Origin of the sequence: Pseudomonas sp. MWU13-2105 (assembly GCF_023242315.1) — a bacterium.
GTDB lineage: Bacteria > Pseudomonadota > Gammaproteobacteria > Pseudomonadales > Pseudomonadaceae > Aquipseudomonas.
In genome coordinates this window covers 266,782-282,968 of record NZ_JALLIY010000001.1, presented here as the reverse complement: position 1 = coordinate 282,968, position 16,187 = coordinate 266,782, and the positions used below count along the sequence as shown (strand labels likewise).

At 62.4% G+C, this 16,187-nt stretch carries 19 protein-coding genes; 11 read left to right on the top strand and 8 right to left on the bottom strand.

The annotated features are described in order from the left end of the window. Position 1: 1 nt before the first annotated feature. From M5B96_RS01350 to M5B96_RS01330, 5 genes are all read right to left on the bottom strand, one after another. On the bottom strand, positions 2-1,024 hold the full coding sequence (locus M5B96_RS01350) for an SIS domain-containing protein (RefSeq protein WP_248794713.1): 1,023 nt from the start codon (positions 1,022-1,024) through the stop codon (positions 2-4). Beyond that, on the bottom strand, positions 1,005-2,111 hold the full coding sequence (nagA, locus tag M5B96_RS01345; protein WP_248794712.1) for an N-acetylglucosamine-6-phosphate deacetylase: 1,107 nt from the start codon (positions 2,109-2,111) through the stop codon (positions 1,005-1,007). Before nagA ends, M5B96_RS01350 begins: the two co-directional genes overlap by 20 nt. A 19-nt stretch (positions 2,112-2,130) precedes the next feature. Continuing rightward, complete coding sequence (locus M5B96_RS01340; RefSeq protein WP_100944711.1) at positions 2,131-2,862, bottom strand: GntR family transcriptional regulator; 732 nt, start codon at positions 2,860-2,862, stop codon at positions 2,131-2,133. A gap of 174 nt (positions 2,863-3,036) precedes the next feature. Next, positions 3,037-3,540: a L,D-transpeptidase family protein gene (locus M5B96_RS01335; protein ID WP_248794711.1), complete on the bottom strand. Its 504-nt coding sequence runs from the start codon at positions 3,538-3,540 to the stop codon at positions 3,037-3,039. Positions 3,541-3,582: 42 nt separating this feature from the next. Continuing rightward, positions 3,583-4,137: an NUDIX hydrolase gene (locus M5B96_RS01330; protein WP_248794710.1), complete on the bottom strand. Its 555-nt coding sequence runs from the start codon at positions 4,135-4,137 to the stop codon at positions 3,583-3,585. Positions 4,138-4,284: 147 nt separating this feature from the next. Between M5B96_RS01330 and M5B96_RS01325 the strand changes: the two genes are divergently transcribed. The 5 genes from M5B96_RS01325 to purT all read left to right on the top strand — a co-directional run bounded on the left by M5B96_RS01325 (position 4,285) and on the right by purT (position 7,523). Beyond that, entirely contained in the window at positions 4,285-4,884 is a 600-nt protein-coding gene (locus M5B96_RS01325; protein ID WP_248794709.1) for a CoA pyrophosphatase, read from the top strand. Between the two features lie 40 nt (positions 4,885-4,924). Next, positions 4,925-5,449 (top strand): gamma carbonic anhydrase family protein, encoded by a 525-nt coding sequence (locus tag M5B96_RS01320; protein WP_248794708.1) that lies wholly within the window; start codon positions 4,925-4,927, stop codon positions 5,447-5,449. Then, complete coding sequence (locus tag M5B96_RS01315; protein WP_248794707.1) at positions 5,446-5,655, top strand: DUF1289 domain-containing protein; 210 nt, start codon at positions 5,446-5,448, stop codon at positions 5,653-5,655. Before M5B96_RS01320 ends, M5B96_RS01315 begins: the two co-directional genes overlap by 4 nt. A gap of 102 nt (positions 5,656-5,757) precedes the next feature. Further along, positions 5,758-6,225: a VUT family protein gene (locus M5B96_RS01310; protein WP_248794706.1), complete on the top strand. Its 468-nt coding sequence runs from the start codon at positions 5,758-5,760 to the stop codon at positions 6,223-6,225. Between the two features lie 116 nt (positions 6,226-6,341). Then, entirely contained in the window at positions 6,342-7,523 is a 1,182-nt protein-coding gene (purT, locus tag M5B96_RS01305) for a formate-dependent phosphoribosylglycinamide formyltransferase (protein ID WP_248794705.1), read from the top strand. 53 nt (positions 7,524-7,576) lie between these two features. Here the strand turns inward: purT and M5B96_RS01300 are convergent, their stop codons facing one another. From M5B96_RS01300 to M5B96_RS01290, 3 genes are all read right to left on the bottom strand, one after another. Further along, positions 7,577-8,893 (bottom strand): MFS transporter, encoded by a 1,317-nt coding sequence (locus M5B96_RS01300; RefSeq protein ID WP_248794704.1) that lies wholly within the window; start codon positions 8,891-8,893, stop codon positions 7,577-7,579. A gap of 322 nt (positions 8,894-9,215) precedes the next feature. Next, complete coding sequence (locus M5B96_RS01295) at positions 9,216-10,460, bottom strand: HlyC/CorC family transporter (protein ID WP_248794703.1); 1,245 nt, start codon at positions 10,458-10,460, stop codon at positions 9,216-9,218. A gap of 15 nt (positions 10,461-10,475) precedes the next feature. Then, entirely contained in the window at positions 10,476-11,288 is an 813-nt protein-coding gene (locus M5B96_RS01290) for an inner membrane protein YpjD (protein ID WP_248794702.1), read from the bottom strand. 197 nt (positions 11,289-11,485) lie between these two features. Here M5B96_RS01290 and ffh point away from each other — a divergent pair, with 197 nt between their 5' ends. The 6 genes from ffh to xerD all read left to right on the top strand — a co-directional run bounded on the left by ffh (position 11,486) and on the right by xerD (position 16,185). Continuing rightward, positions 11,486-12,862 (top strand): signal recognition particle protein, encoded by a 1,377-nt coding sequence (gene ffh / locus M5B96_RS01285; RefSeq protein WP_248794701.1) that lies wholly within the window; start codon positions 11,486-11,488, stop codon positions 12,860-12,862. 252 nt (positions 12,863-13,114) lie between these two features. Beyond that, positions 13,115-13,366 (top strand): 30S ribosomal protein S16, encoded by a 252-nt coding sequence (rpsP, locus tag M5B96_RS01280; RefSeq protein WP_017124058.1) that lies wholly within the window; start codon positions 13,115-13,117, stop codon positions 13,364-13,366. A 5-nt stretch (positions 13,367-13,371) separates the two neighbouring features. Then, positions 13,372-13,908 (top strand): ribosome maturation factor RimM, encoded by a 537-nt coding sequence (gene rimM, locus M5B96_RS01275; protein WP_248794700.1) that lies wholly within the window; start codon positions 13,372-13,374, stop codon positions 13,906-13,908. Positions 13,909-13,911: 3 nt separating this feature from the next. Then, the gene (gene trmD, locus M5B96_RS01270) at positions 13,912-14,664 is read left to right on the top strand and encodes a tRNA (guanosine(37)-N1)-methyltransferase TrmD (protein WP_100944698.1); all 753 of its coding nucleotides are present in this window, start codon (positions 13,912-13,914) and stop codon (positions 14,662-14,664) included. Between the two features lie 45 nt (positions 14,665-14,709). Continuing rightward, complete coding sequence (gene rplS, locus M5B96_RS01265) at positions 14,710-15,060, top strand: 50S ribosomal protein L19 (RefSeq protein WP_191485515.1); 351 nt, start codon at positions 14,710-14,712, stop codon at positions 15,058-15,060. A gap of 228 nt (positions 15,061-15,288) precedes the next feature. Further along, complete coding sequence (gene xerD, locus M5B96_RS01260) at positions 15,289-16,185, top strand: site-specific tyrosine recombinase XerD (RefSeq protein ID WP_248794699.1); 897 nt, start codon at positions 15,289-15,291, stop codon at positions 16,183-16,185. The last annotated feature ends 2 nt before the right edge of the window (positions 16,186-16,187 follow it).

Genomic DNA, 16,187 nt, shown 5'->3' with positions numbered 1-16,187 from the left:
GTCAGTGGGTACGGGTGACTTTGCTCAGGTGGCGCGGTTGGTCGGGGTCCATGCCTCGGGCCACGGCCAGGTGGGCGGCCATCACGTAGAAACTCTGGATTGCCAGGATCGGGTCGAGGGCCGGGTGTTCGGCGCAGCTCAGGTCGAGGTCGCGTTCGGCCACGTCCGACGGTGCCGCCAGCAGGACCCGGGCACCGCGCTGGCGCATCTCGGCGGCGAGCTTGAGCAGCCCGACCTGTTCGGCACCGCGCGGGGCGAAGACCAGCAATGGGTAGCCGGCGTCGATCAGGGCCATGGGGCCGTGGCGGACTTCCGCGCTGCTGAAGGCTTCGGCCTGGATCGCCGAGGTTTCCTTGAATTTCAGCGCTGCTTCCTGGGCGATGGCGAAACCGGCGCCACGGCCGATCACCATCAGCCGTTGGCAATCGCGCAGGCTCGCGATGGCCTGGCTCCAGTCGCGGCTCGCGGCCAGGCGCAGGCCTTCCGGCAGGGCTTCGGTGGCGGCGAGCAAGGCCGGGTCCTGGTGCCAGTGGCCGAGCAGTCTCGCACTGGCGCTGAGGGTGGCGATAAAGCTCTTGGTCGCAGCCACGCTTTGTTCAGCCCCGGCCAGCAGCGGGATCGCATATTCGCAGGCGGCTTCCAGCGGTGAGTCCGCTGCGTTGACCAGGGCCACCGTCAAGGCGCCGCGCTTACGCAGCAGGCGCAGGCTGTCGACCAGATCGGGGCTCTGGCCGGACTGGGAGAAAGCCAGTACCGCCTGGCCGCTGACCTGTAGCGGCGAGTGTTGCAGGGTCACCACCGACATCGGCAGGGAGGCCACCGGGATCCCGGTCTGCTGCATGGCGATATAGGCGAAGTAGCTGGCGGCGTGGTCGGAGCTGCCGCGGGCGACGGTCATCAGCACCTGCGGCGGTTGCTCGCGCAGCCGCGTACCGAGCGCCATCAGCCGGGTATCGAGTTGCTGCAACTGGCGACTGACCGCCTCGTGGGCCGACAGCGCTTCTTCAAGCATTCTGGAAGTCAACGGCTTCTCCTTCGACCAGGATCGAGGTCAGTGTCAGTGAACGGTCCAGGCGCACGCAGTCGGCCCAACTGCCGGCTTGCAGGCGTCCGCGCTCGGGCAGGCCGAGGTAGTCGGCGGGGAATTGCGACAGGCGTTGCGAGGCTTCGGCCAGTGGCAGGCCGATCTTCACCAGGTTGCGCAGGGCCTGGTCCATGGTCAGGGTGCTGCCGGCCAGGGTGCCGTCGGCCAGGCGTACGCCGCCCAGGCATTTGGTCACGGTGTGGCTGCCCAGCTTGTACTCGCCGTCGGGCATGCCGGCCGCCGCCGTGGAATCGGTGACGCAATACAGGCAGGGAATCGCGCGCAAGGCCACGCGCATGGCGCCGGGATGCACATGCAGCAGGTCGGGGATCAGTTCGGCGTAGCGGGCGTGGGCCAGGGCGGCACCGACGATGCCGGGTTCACGGTGATGCAGCGGGCTCATGGCGTTATACAGGTGGGTGAAACTGGTGGCCCCGGCCTCGAGGGCGGCGACGCCTTCCTCATAGCTGCCCAGGGTATGACCGATCTGCATGCGGATACCCCGTGAGCTGAGGTCACGGATCAATGGCGCGTGGCCGGCGATTTCCGGGGCGATGGTAATCACCCGGATGGGGGCCAGGCGCAGGTAGTCCTCGATCTCGGCGCTGACCGCGGTGTGGGCGAAGTTCGGTTGTGCCCCCAGCTTGCCGGGGTTGATGAACGGGCCTTCCAGGTGTACGCCGAGGACCCGGGCGGTGCCGGGTTGGCGCTGTTCGCAATAGATCCCGAGTTGGCCGAGGATCAGGCTGATTTCCTCGGGCGGCGCGGTCATGGTGGTGGCCAGCAGCGAAGTGGTGCCGAAGCGCAGGTGGGTGCGGGCGATGGTCTCGAAGGCATCGAAGCCCTGCATGATGTCCTTGCCGCCGCCGCCGTGGACGTGCAGGTCGATAAAGCCGGGCAGCAGGTACGGCAGGTCGTTTTCGCTTGGATCGCAGGGCCTGCCCTCGATCCGCGTGACCTTGCCGTGCTGGTGCAGCAGGCGACCGCGAATCCAGCCTTGCGGGGTGAGGATGTTGTCTTCGGACATGGCTGGCTCTCTGAACGGACTAACGCCGCAGTTCGGCGACGAAGTCGTAGTAATCGTTACGGCAGTAGGTGTCGGTCAGCTCGATGGGGGTGTTGTCCTCGAGATAGCCGACGCGGGTCATCAGTAGCATCGCTGTGCCGGGCTCGATGCCCACCAGCGCGGCGAATTCGGCCGAGGCGTTGATCGCGCGAATATGTTGCAGGGCCCGCACCACCGGGCGGCCGATGCTGTCGAGGAAGGCGTAGAGCGAATCGCCGACGGCCTCGGGGTCGGGCAGCAGGGCGGCGGGCAGGGTGCTCATCTCGATGGCCATGACCGTGTCATCGGCGGTGCGCAGGCGCTTGAGCCGGGTGACCTGGTCCCGCGGCGACAAGGCCAGGCGGATCAGTTCCTCGTGGCTCGGCAGGGCGATCTCGCGCTCCAGCCAGCGCGAGCCGGGGACAAAGCCCTTGGCCCGCAGCCGTTCGCTGAAACTCGACAGGCGTGACAGCGGTTGTTCCAGACGTGGGGTGATAAAGGTCCCGGAGCCCTGGCTGCGACGGATCAGCCCCTGTTCCAGGAGAACTTCCAGGGCCTTGCGCGCGGTTACTCGGGAAATGCTCAACAGCTCGCTCAGGTTGCGCTCCGAAGGCAGTGCCTGTTCGGCTTTCCATTGGCCGGCATGGATCGCCGCTTCCAGGTTGCGCGCCAGTTGCAGGTACAGCGGAGTCGGCTGGGACTCGTCGGGTCGCAGGGCGAGGATGTCATTCATGTAAGGGGGTTCCTGTGCGTTTGTTAGAGGTTTTGCACTCGGACAGTGGTAATGAAAGTAATACCACTTGAATACCATGTCAATGCCAATGGTTTCCTTCGAGTGTAATAAAAACGCCCGTCATGCTGGGCATGACGGGCGTCGGCTGAAACAGTGGTATCAGGGTGGTTCGGCTCAGGGGCGGATTTCCACCATCGTGCCGTCCTTGACCAGGCCCCAGACCTCGCGCATGTCGACATTGCGCATGGCCACGCAGCCGTCGGTCCAGTCCAGGGTGTGGAACAGCTGTTCCGGGTACTCCTCGGAGTCCGGGGTGCCGTGGATCATGATCATATTGCCGGGATCCACGCCTTCGCGGCGGGCGCGGACCGAGTCGCTGATGTTGGGGTAGGACAGGTGCAGCGACAGGCTGTATTTGTCACTGGGTTTACGCCAGTCGATCCAGTAGAAACCTTCCGGCGTGCGTCGGTCGCCGGCGATGAGTTTTTGCCCCTTGGGATTTCTCCCCAGGGAAATACGGTAGGTCTTCAGCGGTTTGCCATCACTGATCAGTTGCAGCTGGCGGGCAGACTTGAGGACAAGGATCTTTTCGATAATTTTGCCGTTCAGCGGATCGGCGGCGGAGGCCTGGGACAGAGTGGCGAACGACAGGCAGAGGACAACGAACAACCAGCGCATTAAAACGGTATCCCTGAAGGTAAAACGTTTCTGATTATTGGGTTATTGGGCGATGCCACGTGGCGCCATGGGCGGTACGGCTTCGCTGCGAACCGGGTATTGCTCGCTCCGGCGGTCGGCGAAAAAGTATTCCAGGGTCCGTCCGACGGTCCTGAACGCCAGTTCGGACCAGGGAATCTCGTGTTCTTCGAACAGGCGCACTTCCAGGCTTTCTTCGCCGGCGGCAAACTCCAGGTCCACCAGTTCGGCACGGTAGAACACGTGTACCTGGTTGATGTGCGGCACGTCGATCAGCGTATAGATGCTCAGGTTGCGCACCTGCGCGCAAGCTTCTTCCAGGGTTTCCCGGCGGGCGGCCTGTTCCACGGTCTCGCCGTTTTCCATAAAGCCCGCGGGCAGGGTCCAGTAGCCCCGGCGCGGCTCGATGGCACGGCGGCAGAGCAGGACCCGGGTACCCCAGACCGGCAGGCAGCCGGCGACGATATTGGGGTTCTGGTAATGGATGGTGTCGCAGTGGTCGCAGACGAAGCGCGGGCGCGTGTCGCCCTCGGGTATGCGTTGACTCACCGGTTTGCCGCATTGGCTGCAAAACTTCATGCTGGATTCTCTTGGCGATGCGCCTATCTTCGCGTGGGTGGCGGTCTGTCGGCAAGTTGTGCTTTCGCGACATGGCAACGTCCGGGACTTGGGCCAGTCACTTCTTTTGGTGCATGATGCAGGGTAAGCCGCAAATCGAGATCAGCCATGCTGGACGAGTTACTTCGACGGGTAAGCAGCCATACGCCCCGCCCCCTGGAAACGGATCGTCGTTTTCCCGAGGCGGCGGTACTGGTGCCTATTACACGCAGTGACGAACCGGAGCTGGTGCTGACCCTGCGCGCCAGCGGTCTGTCGACCCACGGTGGCGAGGTGGCCTTTCCCGGTGGGCGTCGTGATCCGGAGGATCCGGACCTGATTTTTACCGCCTTGCGCGAAGCCGAAGAGGAAATCGGCCTGGCCCCGGGGCTGGTGGAAATCATCGGGCCGCTCAGCCCGCTGATCTCCCTGCACGGGATCAAGGTCACGCCTTACGTCGGCGTAGTGCCGGATTTTGTCGACTATCGGGCCAACGACGCGGAGATCGCCGCGGTATTCAATGTGCCGCTTGAATTTTTCCGCCAGGACCCGCGCGAACATACCCATCGCATCGACTACCAGGGCCGCAGTTGGTACGTGCCCAGCTACCGCTTTGGCGAATACAAGATCTGGGGGCTGACGGCGATCATGATCGTCGAGCTGGTCAACCTGTTGTATGACGCGCGGATCAGCCTGCACAATCCCCCGGAACGCTTTATCAACATCTAGAGCCGCCGTTCAGGTGGCCGTGAGCCTTGAGGACAACCCTATGAAATACCGTCTGGGCGATGCCCGGGTCGAGACGCATCCGCAGAGCTGGGTGGCGCCCAATGCGACCCTGGTCGGCAAGGTCCGGCTGGAGGAAGGGGCCAGTGTCTGGTTCAACGCGGTATTGCGCGGTGACAACGAGCTGATCCTGATCGGCCGTAACAGCAATGTCCAGGACGGCACGGTGATGCATACCGACATGGGTTATCCACTGAGCATCGGCACCGGGGTGACCATCGGTCATAACGCCATGCTGCATGGCTGCACCGTGGACGACTACAGTCTGATCGGTATCAACGCGGTGATCCTCAACGGTGCGAAGATCGGCAAGCACTGCATCATCGGCGCCAATGCGCTGATCGGCGAGAACAAGGAAATCCCTGACGGTTCGCTGGTGATGGGTTCGCCGGGCAAGGTGGTCCGCGAGTTGACCGAGGCGCAGAAGAAAATGCTCGAAGCCAGCGCCGCCCACTATGTGCACAACGCCCAGCGTTATGCTCGCGACCTGGCGGTCGACGAGGCATGAGCACGGTCGAGCGTCCGCTGGCCTCGCCCTGTGTGAGTGTCTGTGCGCTGGACGAGCAGGACGTCTGTATCGGCTGCCAGCGTACGGTCGAAGAGATCACTCGCTGGAGCCGCATGGACAACGCCGAGCGCCGCGAGGTGCTGGCGCGTTGCCATGGGCGGGCCAAGGCCAGCGGCTTGTTGTGGATACCGAACGCCAAGACCTGACTCAGCATCAATCAGCAGAGCCTGGCCCAGTGGCTCTTGTGTGATCCCTTTACTGCTTTGGGGTAACCTATATGGCTACATAGACAAGGTAGTCCGTGCCCCATGCTCTTTCTCATCGCCTACATCGCCAGCGTCGTGCTGATCAACTTCGCCTTCTCCGCCGCGCCGCACCTGGACATCATCTGGTCGGCCTGGGGCGGACTGGTGTTCATCCTGCGCGACATGGTGCAGACCCGCTTCGGCCACGGCGCGATTGTCGCGATGATCGCCGCGCTGCTGCTGTCCTACTTCACTTCCGAGCCGGCCATCGCCCTGGCGAGCGCCACCGCCTTCGCCATCTCCGAATGCATAGACTGGCTGGTCTTCAGTATCACCAAGCGCCCGCTGCACGATCGCCTGTGGATAAGTTCGGCACTGAGCATCCCGTTGGACACCTTTATCTTCTTCGGCCTGATCGGCGCGCTGACCCCCGGGGTGATCCTCACCGCCCTGGGTTCGAAATTCGCCGGGGTGACTTGCGTCTGGCTGGCCATGGCCTGGCGGATGCGCAAGACGGCACTTTCCAGCTGAAGCCACGCCCGTTCGGTTCATGTCCCGCTCAGTTCATGTAAAATGCCGGCCTTTCTTCCCGACAGGTGCCGGATTGTCCAGGCGCCTTCGCTGATCTGCTTCCTTGAGGACCTGAAATGACCCGTATCGGAACTCCACTGTCGTCGACCGCGACTCGCGTATTGCTCTGTGGCTGCGGTGAGCTGGGCAAGGAAGTGGTGATCGAGCTGCAACGCCTGGGTGTCGAAGTGATCGCCGTTGATCGTTACGCCGACGCGCCGGCGATGCAGGTGGCTCATCGCAGTCACGTGATCAATATGCTCGACGGCGCGGCCCTGCGGGCGGTGATCGAAGCCGAGAAGCCGCATTTCATCGTCCCGGAAATCGAAGCCATCGCCACCGCCACCCTGGTGGAACTGGAAGCCGAAGGCTTCACCGTGGTGCCTACCGCCCGTGCCGCGCAACTGACCATGAACCGTGAAGGCATCCGTCGCCTGGCCGCCGAAGAGCTGAAGCTGCCGACCTCGCCGTATCACTTCGCCGACACCTTCGAAGCCTATAGCAAGGCGGTCGAAGACCTGGGCTTCCCCTGCGTGGTCAAACCGGTGATGAGCTCCTCGGGCAAGGGCCAGAGCCTGCTGCGCAGCAATGACGACGTGCAGAAGGCCTGGGACTATGCCCAGGAAGGCGGGCGTGCCGGTAAAGGCCGGGTGATTGTCGAAGGCTTTATCGACTTCGACTACGAAATCACTCTGCTGACCGTTCGTCACATTGGCGGTACCACCTTCTGCGCGCCGGTCGGCCACCGTCAGGAGAAGGGCGACTACCAGGAGTCCTGGCAGCCGCAGGCCATGAGCCCGTTGGCCCTGGCCGAGTCGGAGCGGGTTGCCAAGGCGGTGACCGAGGCCCTGGGTGGGCGCGGCATGTTTGGCGTCGAGTTGTTTATCAAGGGCGACCAGGTCTGGTTCAGCGAAGTGTCGCCGCGTCCCCATGACACCGGCATGGTGACCATGATTTCCCAGGACCTGTCGCAATTCGCGCTGCATGCCCGGGCGATCCTCGGCTTGCCGATCCCGTTGATCCGTCAGTTCGGCCCATCGGCGTCGGCGGTGATCCTGGTGGAAGGGCAGTCGACCCGGACCGCGTTCGCCAATCTTGGTGCGGCGTTGAGCGAACCGGATACCGCCTTGCGCCTGTTCGGCAAGCCGGAAGTCAACGGCCAGCGCCGGATGGGCGTGGCCCTGGCGCGGGACGAGTCGATCGAGGCCGCGCGGGCCAAGGCGACCCGTGCTGCTCAGGCGGTTGTGGTAGAGCTGTAACCCCTGTTGTGCCGATCATTCCCACGGCCTGCGTGGGAATGATCGATGGTCTGTCAGCCCACCTTGTTCAAATCGTTGTAGCGCGTTTCCTTCAAGCAGAAAATCGCAATCAGGCTCAGCGCCGCCGCTCCTGATACATACCCGCCGACCCAGCTCAAACCGCCCATCGCCACCAGCTTCTGGGCAAAGAACGGTGCCGCCGAGGCGCCGACGATGCCGCCCAGGTTATACGCCGCCGATGCGCCGGTATAACGCACATGGGTCGGAAACAGCTCCGGCAGCAACGCTCCCATCGGCGCGAAAGTAATCCCCATCAAAAACAGCTCAAGGCACAGGAACAGCGCGACGCCCGTGGTCGAGCCATGGCCCAGCAGCGGCTCCATGGTAAAGCCCGAGAGCAAGGCCAGCACACCGCCGAGAAGCAGCACCGGCTTGCGCCCGAAGCGATCGCTGGCCCAGGCTGCCAGCGGGGTGGCCGCGGCCATGAACAGCACGGCGAAACACAACAAGCCGAGGAAAGTCTCGCGACTGTAGCCAAGGTTGGCCACGCCGTAGCTCAGGGAAAACACCGCCGAGATATAGAACAGCGCGTAACACACCACCATGGCCAGCGAGCCGAGCAGTACCGGTGCCCAATAGCGGCTGAACAGCTCGACCAGAGGCATCTTCACCCGTTCCTGGCGGGCCATGGCATTGGCGAAAATTGGCGTTTCCTCGAGCTTGAGGCGCACATACAGGCCGACCATCACCAGCGCGGCGCTGAGCAGGAATGGAATGCGCCAGCCCCAGGAGCGGAATTGTTCGTCGCTCAAGGTCATGGCCAGGATCAGGAATAAGCCGTTGGCGGCGAGAAAACCGATGGACGGGCCCAGTTGCGGAAACATGCCGAACCAGGCGCGCTTGCCGGCGGGGGCGTTTTCGGTCGCCAGCAGCGCGGCCCCGCCCCATTCCCCGCCAAGCCCCAGGCCCTGGCCGAAGCGCAGCAGGCACAAGAGGATCGGCGCCCAGGCGCCGATGGTCGCGTAGCCCGGCAGCACGCCGATCAGCGTGGTGCACACGCCCATCAGCAGCAACGAGGCGACCAGCGTCGACTTACGCCCGATGCGGTCACCGAAGTGGCCGAACAGGATCGAGCCCAGCGGGCGGGCGAGGAAGGCGATGCCGAAGGTCAGGAAGGCCGAGAGCATCTGCGCGGTGCTGTCGGTCTGCGGGAAAAACACCGGGCCGATCACCAGGGCGGCGGCGGTGGCGTAGACATAGAAGTCGTAGAACTCGATGGCCGTGCCGATAAAGCTGGCGGTCGCCACTCGCGAGGTCGAGTTCAGCGGTTTGCTTGATGTGGCAGTGTCAAAGGTGCTGCTGGAAGTCATTGCGGGCGTCCCTGAAAGTCTTGCGCGTGCGAATTATTAGTATTGAACGCCCAGGGATAAGGGCAGGTTCCGTGCCGCTTGAGGTTCGAGTCGGCGCTGGAGGGTGACGATGTGCGGGGCGGAGGGGCGGGCTGCGGGTAAGCAGGCGTTCCGACGAGGCTGGGTAAGCCGGCTCGATTATAGGAAGGCGCCGAGGGATCAAACAAGAGCGAAGGTCGCGCGGTGCGCGTGGCTGGCCTGAGGTTGGCGAGACTGCAGGAGCTGGCTTGCCGGCCTCATCGCCGGCAAGCCGGTTCCCACAAGGTCATGCGGCGATTTTGAATTATGCGGAAGGCATTACCGGTGGGGTGGAACTCGTATGCCAGACCAGCACCCGGCTGACCCGATTGTCCTCGGTTTCAAGGATTTCCAGGCGGTAACGGCCGATCTTCAGGCATACGGCACTTTCCGGGATGGTCTCCAGCGCTTCGGTGACCAGGCCGTTGAGGGTCTTCGGACCGTCGCAGGGCAGGTGCCAGCCCAGGCTCTTGTTCAGTTCGCGAATCGATGCGGCGCCTTCGATCACCAGCCGACCGTCGGCCTGGGGATGGATATGCGGGTTGTCGAGACTGTGTTCGCTTTCGAATTCGCCGACGATTTCTTCCAGGATATCCTCCAGGGTGACGATGCCCAGCACTTCGCCGTATTCGTCCACCACCATGCCCAGGCGTCGCTGCTGCTTGTGGAAATTCAGCAGTTGCAGTTGCAATGGCGTGCTTTCCGGGACGAAGTACGGCTCGTGGCAGGCGGCGAGCAGGGCGGCTTTGGTCAGTTGGGCATCGAACAGCAGATTGAGGATCTGGCGGGTATTGATCACCGCCTCGACCTGGTTGATATCGCTGTGGAACACCGGCAGGCGGGTGCGACGGTTCTTCAGCAACTGCGCGGTGATTTCCTCGATGGAATCGTCGAGATTGATCCCATCCACCTCGCTGCGCGGTACCAGGATGTCGTTGACCGTGATGTTGTCCAGCGCCTTGATGCTCGATAGCGACGGGTTGCGTGGCGGGTGTTCCGGCTCGTCTTCCGGGTCGAGGGGCGGCTGGTCCTCATCACTCTGCTTGACCGCGTTGGCTTTGCTGATAAAGGGCCGCAGCAACAGTTGCGCGATACCGTTCAGCAACCAGGCCGCGGGGTAGATGATTTTCAGCGGAATCCCCAGCAGGGCATTGCCGGTGGCCAGGATCGGTTCGGGATAACGGACAGCGAGCAGGCGCGGCAGGTAGTCGGCGAAGACCAGCAGCAGTACCGTGGCCCCCAGGCAGGCCAGCCAGGGCCCGTGCTGGCCCCACAGCAGGATCGACAACAGAGTGCCGAGGATGACCACGACGACCCGGCACAGGGTATTGCACAGGATCAGGCTGTCTCGGGGGAATTTCAGCCGGGCCGCCGGTTTTTCACCCGAGCGTGAAGCGGGGCGCAGGGCGGCGAGTTGTTGCTGGGCGACTTCAACGGCGGTAAACAGCGCCGACCAGAGAATCAGCAGGGCCAATACGGCGAGCATTGGCCCGGCGGGCAGGTTGTCCATGGTCTTGTATGCCCGTCAGATATGCAGGATGTATTCGCGGACCAGCTTGCTGCCGAAATAGGCCAGCATCAGCAGGCAGAAACCGGCCAGGGTCCAGCGGATCGCCTTGTGCCCCCGCCAGCCGAGACGGTTGCGCCCCCACAGCAGCACGCTGAACACCACCCAGGCGAGGAAGGCCAGCAGGGTCTTGTGCACCAGGTGCTGGGCGAACAGGTTCTCGACGAACAGCCAGCCGGAGATCAGCGACAGCGACAGCAGGCTCCAGCCGGCCCAGAGGAAGCCGAACAGCAGGCTTTCCATGGTTTGCAGCGGCGGGAAGTTACGGATCAGCCCGGAAGGGTGCTTGTTTTTCAACTGGTGGTCCTGCAGCAGCAGGAGCAGGGCCTGGAACACCGCGATGGTGAACATGCCGTAGGCCAGGATCGACAGCAGGATATGCGCGAGTATGCCCGGTTCCTCATCGATGACCTGCACCGTGCCCGAGGGCGCGAACTGCGCCAGCAGCACCGTCAGCAGGCCCAGTGGGAACAGCAGGAGCAGCAGGTTCTCCACGGGGATGCGCGAGCAGGCCGCCAGGGTCAGGGCGATCACGGCGACGGCGATCAGGCTGGCGGCGTTGAAAAAGTCCAGGCCCAGGCCGATCGGGGTCATCAGGTGGGTGAGCAGGCTCGCTGCGTGGGCGATCACGGCGATCACGCCGAGCCCGACCAGCAGGCGTTTGTTCGCCTTGGCGCCCTGGCGCAGGCGGGAGCCCTGATAGAGGGTCGCAGCGGCGTAGACGAAAGCGGCGGCGAGGCTGGTCAGCAAACTGGGTGACAAAGGGAGCATAAGTCCTGTTAGGCAAGCCCGAAAGACGCTGAGTTTGGCATAGAACCCCCGGTCCACGAAAGACCGTGGCGCTAGTGGCGGCATGCAGTCTCCGCTATAATCCGCGACCTGCCCACGCCGCAGGCTCGCCAGGCGCTGTTTTTCCTTGTTCCGGCAGCCATCACTTCGGTCTCCATGAGGGCCTCAAAGGATCGCGCATGTTTGAAAACCTGACCGACCGTCTCTCGCAGACGCTGCGCCATGTCACCGGCAAGGCCAAGCTGACCGAGGACAACATCAAAGACACCCTGCGTGAAGTACGCATGGCGTTGCTCGAAGCCGACGTCGCCCTGCCGGTGGTGAAGGACTTCGTCAATTCGGTCAAGGACCGTGCGGTCGGCACCGAGGTGTCGCGCAGCCTGACCCCGGGCCAGGCGTTCGTGAAGATCGTCCAGGCCGAGCTCGAAAGCCTGATGGGCGCCGCCAACGAGGACCTCAACCTCAGCGCCGTGCCGCCCGCGGTGGTGCTGATGGCCGGTCTGCAGGGTGCGGGTAAAACCACCACCGTCGGCAAGCTGGCGCGCTTCCTCAAGGAGCGCAAGAAGAAAAGCGTGATGGTGGTCTCGGCCGACGTCTACCGTCCGGCGGCGATCAAACAGCTGGAAACCCTGGCTGGCGACATCGGCGTGACCTTCTTCCCGTCCGATCTCAGCCAGAAGCCGGTGGACATCGCCGAAGCGGCGATCAAGGAAGCCCGCCTCAAATTCATCGACGTGGTCATCGTCGACACCGCTGGTCGCCTGCACATCGACGACGAGATGATGGCCGAGATCAAACAGCTGCACGCGGCGATCAAGCCCGTGGAGACGCTGTTCGTGGTCGACGCCATGACCGGCCAGGACGCCGCCAACACCGCCAAGGCGTTTGGCGATGCGCTGCCGTTGACCGGGGTGATCCTGACCAAGGTCGACGGCGACGCCCGTGGCGGTGCCGCGCTGTCGGTACGGGCCATCACCGGCAAGCCGATCAAGTTCATCGGTATGGGTGAGAAGAGCGAAGCGCTCGAACCGTTCCACCCGGAGCGGATCGCCTCGCGCATCCTCGGCATGGGCGACGTGCTCAGCCTGATCGAGAAGGCCGAACAGACCCTCGACAAGGAAAAAGCCGACAAACTGGCTAAAAAGCTGAAGAAAGGCAAAGGCTTCGACCTCGAAGACTTCCGCGACCAGCTGCAACAGATGAAGAACATGGGCGGCCTCGGTGGTCTGATGGACAAGCTGCCGAATATCGGCGGGGTCAACCTGGCGCAGATGGGCAATGCCCAGGGCGCGGCCGAGAAGCAGTTCAAGCAGATGGAAGCGATCATCAACTCCATGACCCCGGCCGAGCGCCGCGACCCTGAGCTGATCAGCGGTTCGCGCAAACGCCGGATCGCCATGGGCTCCGGCACCCAGGTGCAGGACATCGGACGCTTGATCAAGCAGCACAAGCAGATGCAGAAGATGATGAAGAAATTCTCCGCCAAAGGCGGTATGGCCAAGATGATGCGCGGCATGGGCGGTATGTTGCCCGGCGGCGGCATGCCGAAAATGTAAGGAATTCGCGTCGACCTGACGGTCGGCGCTACCCCCGCAGGGATGTGGGGGATCGCCAGTAAACCCGCGTTTAGCGGGAGCTGACCTGCCGTCTTGACGACGGCTCTATGGCAAATCCTGATTGCACGGCGCCGGGCGCCGGAAAAAGTCATTTGCAAAAGTCCGTATATTCCTTAGAATATGCGGCCTTTCGGGCACCCATGCCCGCTGTGCATTTAGATTTGCAGCACCGACTACAGGAACGATGTTCACATGCTAACAATCCGTCTTGCCCTTGGCGGCTCCAAAAAGCGCCCGTTTTACCACCTGACCGTAACCGACAGCCGCAACGCTCGTGACGGTTCGCACAAAGAACAAGTGGGTTTCTTCAACCCGGTTGCTCGTGGTCAGGAAGTTCGTCTGTCCGTGAACCAAGAGCGCGTAGCCTACTGGCTGAGCGTTGGTGCACAACCTTCTGAGCGTGTTGCTCAGTTGCTGAAGGAAAACGCTAAGGTTGCGGCCTGAGCAATATGAACGCGGCGCCGGCTTCTACCGATGATTTGATCGTTATCGGCAAGATCTACTCTGTGCATGGCGTTCGCGGCGAAGTGAAGGTTTATTCCTTTACCGACCCGATTAAAAACCTGTTGGACTACAAAACCTGGACGCTCCGGCGCGAAGGCAGCGTGAAACAGGTAGAGCTGGTCAGCGGACGCGGGAACGATAAGTTCCTGGTCGCAAAGCTCAAGGATCTCGACGATCGTGAAGAAGCCCGTCTTCTGGCCGGTTATGAGATCTGCGTGCCGCGCAACCTGTTCCCGGAACTGACCGACGGCGAGTACTACTGGTACCAGCTGGAAGGTCTCAAGGTCATCGACACCCTCGGACAATTGTTCGGGAAAATCGATCACCTGCTCGAGACTGGCTCGAATGATGTCATGGTGGTCAAGCCTTGCCCGGGCAGCCTGGATGATCGCGAACGCCTGTTGCCCTATACCGAGCAATGCGTGTTGGCTGTTGACCTGGCCGCTGGCGAGATGAAGGTGGATTGGGACGCGGACTTCTAAGCGATGGCTAGCCTGCGCGTAGAAGTGATCAGTTTGTTTCCCGAAATGTTTTCCGCCATCAGCGACTACGGCATCACCAGTCGTGCGGTGAAACAGGGGCTCTTGCAGTTGACCTGTTGGAACCCGCGGGACTACACGACGGATCGACATCACACTGTGGATGATCGCCCATTTGGCGGTGGTCCGGGCATGGTGATGAAGATCAAGCCCCTTGAGGACGCCCTGGTTCAAGCCAAGGCAGCGGCAGGGGAGGCGGCGAAGGTGATTTACCTGTCGCCCCAAGGCCGACAACTCAATCAGTTGGCGGTACGCGACCTGGCGAAAGAGGAAGCCTTGATCCTCATTGCAGGTCGTTATGAAGGCATTGACGAGCGCTTTATAGATGCTCATGTCGATGAAGAGTGGTCGATTGGGGACTATGTTCTTTCCGGTGGCGAGCTGCCGGCGATGGTCCTGATAGATGCGGTTACACGGCTGCTGCCTGGAGCTTTAGGGCATGCGGACTCCGCGGAGGAAGATTCCTTCACGGATGGTTTGCTGGATTGCCCGCACTACACCCGTCCGGAGGTGTATGCGGATCAGCGTGTTCCCGACGTGTTGCTCAGTGGCAACCACGCACATATCCGGCGTTGGCGTCTGAAGCAGTCCCTTGGCAGGACCTCGGAACGACGCGCCGATCTTCTGGAAAGCCGCTCGCTTTCTGGAGAAGAGAAGAAGCTGCTCGAGGAATACATCCGCGAGCGGGACGATAGTTAACAACGTATCGATGGTAGATCGGACGATTTACCTTAGGAGCACAGCATGACTAACAAAATCATTCTGCAACTCGAAGCCGAGCAGATGACCAAAGAGATCCCTACCTTTGCCCCGGGCGACACCATTGTCGTTCAGGTGAAAGTGAAGGAAGGCGACCGTTCGCGTCTGCAAGCGTTCGAAGGCGTGGTAATTGCCAAGCGTAACCGCGGTGTGAACAGCGCGTTCACCGTACGTAAAATCTCCAACGGTGTTGGCGTAGAGCGTACTTTCCAGACCTACAGCCCGCAAATCGACAGCATGGCTGTCAAGCGTCGCGGTGACGTACGCAAGGCCAAGCTGTACTACCTGCGTGACCTGTCGGGTAAAGCAGCTCGCATCAAGGAAAAACTGGTTTAAGTCCAGCTTCCGATGCAGAAAAAAGCAGCCTCCGGGCTGCTTTTTTGCATTCCGGGTTTTGAAAAAGCCGCTTGCCGCTGTCACAGTCGGCTGCAATGAATACCCTGTAGGAGCTGGCTTGCCGGCGATGACGTCCTGACAGGCGCTACGTGCCTCAAGGGCCTTATCGCCGGCAAGCCAGCTCCTACAATGTCCATCTGCTTATCGCCTTTTGTTTTTCGAGCCCTTATGCCCGCCATCGATCACCCGCTTATCGACCAGTTTCTCGACGCCCTGTGGCTGGAGAAAGGTCTTTCCGACAACACCCGGGATGCCTATCGCAGCGACCTGGCATTGTTCAACGGCTGGTTGCAGGACAAAGGCCTGGAACTGGCGAATGCCGGCCGCGAGCTGATCCTCGATCACCTGGCCTGGCGCCTGGAACAGGCCTACAAACCGCGCTCCACCGCGCGCTTTCTTTCCGGTGTGCGGGGCTTCTATCGTTACCTGTTGCGTGAAAGGCTGATTGCCGTCGATCCGACCTTGCAGGTCGAGATGCCGCAGTTGGGTAGGCCATTGCCCAAATCCCTGTCGGAGGCGGATGTGGAGGCGCTGCTGGCCGCCCCTGACCTGAGCGAAGCCATCGGCCAGCGCGACCGTGCCATGCTCGAAGTGCTCTACGCCTGCGGGCTGCGGGTTACCGAACTGATCAGCCTGACCCTGGAACAGGTCAATCTGCGCCAGGGCGTGTTGCGAGTCATGGGCAAGGGCAGCAAGGAACGCCTGGTGCCGATGGGCGAGGAGGCGATTGTCTGGGTCGAGCGTTATCTGCGCGACGCCCGTGTCGAACTGCTCGGCGGGCGCCCCAGCGATGTGCTGTTTCCCAGCCAGCGTGGCGAACAGATGACCCGCCAGACCTTCTGGCATCGGATCAAGCACCAGGCCAAGGTGGCGGGGATCGGCAAATCGCTGTCGCCGCATACCCTGCGGCATGCCTTCGCCACCCACCTGCTCAATCACGGTGCCGACCTGCGGGTGGTGCAGATGTTGCTCGGTCACAGCGACCTGTCGACCACGCAGATCTACACTCATGTGGCCCGTGCGCGCTTGCAGGATATGCACGCCAAACACCACCCGCGCGGCTAAGC